Genomic DNA, 1,275 nt, shown 5'->3' on the forward strand with positions numbered 1-1,275 from the left:
TGAAGTGAACCCCTAAATTTGGACAGTAAAATCAGGTGATAGAAAGTCTAGACTTGTTCGTATCACCTTTAGACGATTACTGCTCCTTCCTCCACTTTTCTTCAAATTCACTAGGCGTCAAATAGCTTAGAGAAGAGTGGATTCTTTTCTTCATATACACCTCTTCTAAAAACTCTTCTATTCTCTCATACACTTCATTAAAGTTGCGATACTCCGATAAGTCAACTTCTTCTTCTTTTATTGTTCTCATTAATCGCTCAGCATAGCCATTCTCATAGGCTTTGCCTACTCCCGCCATACTAATCGCTATCTCATTCTCCTCCAACAGCTGGACATAATCATTCGCCGCATATTGCACACCCTGGTCTGAATGATGAATCTCTGGAACATTCTGCTTCAGTCCTTTCGCTAACGCTGTTATAGTCAAACTCTTTTCCATCGTTATATCCAGATGCCAGCCTCGTATACTGCGCGTAAAAACATCCATCAGCACCGCTAAATAAACAAACTCCTCCCTTAGTCGAATATAGGTGATGTCGCCTACCCACACTTGCTCTGGGCGTTCTACAACCAGACCTCTGACTAAGTTAGGATACCGCTTGTAGCCATGAACACTGTTTGTTGTTCGCTTTCTTCTAACCTTTCTTTTTGCTAGCAATTCTAGCTCTCGCATCAGTCGGCTAATGCGCTTGTGATTGACATTCCAGCCTTCTCTCTGTAGCTGCTTGGTTATACGTCTGTAGCCATAGGTCGGATACCGCCCTGCAACATCCGCGATCACTTTTTTTAACGCCTCCTCTTCACTCTCTTTTTCTGTTCGGGGTTGATAGTAGTAGCAGCTCCGGCTGTAGCCAATTACATTACATATCACCTGTATCGGATACTCCGCTTTCAACTGTTCAATGATCATTCGCTTCCGTTCAGACTCCACAGCGCTGAAGCTTTTTTTGCTACTGCTAGCTCCATCGTTAAACGGCCTATCATCCGTTCCAACTCCGCTATCTTCTCCTCTGAGTCTTCGCCCATGCCTTTTCCGCCGAACGCCAGGTGGGCCTGCTTGAGAAATTCATTGCGCCAACGGTTAATCACCGACGAATGCACTTTGTGAGCGCGACTGGCTTCGCTGATGGTGCGCTGGCCGCCGACCACCTCTAGGACGACTTTGGCCTTAAATTCGCTGCTGTAGTTTCTTTGCTTGTTTGCCATGATGCTTGCCCCCTATGGACTCTAGATTACTCTCTCTAGCTGCTGTCCTAAATTTGGGGGTCACTACAG

At 45.8% G+C, this 1,275-nt stretch carries 1 protein-coding gene; it reads right to left on the minus strand.

Annotation, left to right across the window (positions count from 1 at the left end; genetic code table 11):
* Window positions 1-76: 76 nt before the first annotated feature.
* Window positions 77-1,206 (minus strand): IS3 family transposase gene (locus IQ256_RS29280; RefSeq protein WP_193859191.1). Its coding sequence is split into 2 segments (ribosomal slippage): window positions 77-939 and window positions 939-1,206, totalling 1,131 coding nucleotides; the frame shifts between segments, so codons are not numbered across the junction.
* Window positions 1,207-1,275 lie beyond the last annotated feature (69 nt).

Origin of the sequence: cf. Phormidesmis sp. LEGE 11477 (genome assembly GCF_015207105.1) — a bacterium.
GTDB lineage: Bacteria > Cyanobacteriota > Cyanobacteriia > Phormidesmidales > Phormidesmidaceae > Phormidesmis.